Consider the following 504-nt stretch of genomic DNA (forward strand, 5'->3'; position numbering starts at 1 on the left):
GCATCAATCTGGCGTCAACCACGCAGGCCGCCTTGCCGGCGCATGCAGATTATCGGAAACGAAGGGAATCAGGCCATGCTGAAGGTTTTCGCATTATGGGCACTGCTGCCGGCACTGGCCGTGGCGGGCGGCTCCAACTACACCGTGGCGCCGGGTGTGTCGCGGCCATCCGGCAAGATCAGCGAATGGAATGTGCCGACACCGAAATTCGCGCGCGACCCGGCGCCCGGCCTGGATGGACGCATTTATATCGCCGTGATGGCGGGCAATCGCCTGGCGCGCTTCGACCCCGCCACGGAACACTTCGAGGAATGGGAACTGCCTGCCGGAACCCGGCCGCATGGCCTCGTCGTCGATGAACGCGGCACGGTATGGATGACGGGCAATGGCAATGGCACCTTGCTGGAGATACCGTTCAGCAACGGCCAACCGCAGGCGATGAAGCCGCATCCCGTCCCTTCTGGCGGCAGTCCGCATACGATCGTCTTCGATGGACGCGACAGC

Annotated in this window: 1 protein-coding gene; it reads left to right on the plus strand. The window is 63.7% G+C overall.

Annotation, left to right across the window (positions count from 1 at the left end; all coding sequences use genetic code 11):
- Nucleotides 1–42 precede the first annotated feature (42 nt).
- Nucleotides 43–504 (plus strand): NHL repeat-containing protein (locus JK635_RS29335; RefSeq protein ID WP_202656400.1); only part of this gene is annotated, 462 nt, incomplete at its 3' end.

It is taken from the genome of Neobacillus paridis, assembly GCF_016765675.1.
Taxonomy (GTDB): domain Bacteria; phylum Bacillota; class Bacilli; order Bacillales; family Cytobacillaceae; genus Neobacillus; species Neobacillus paridis.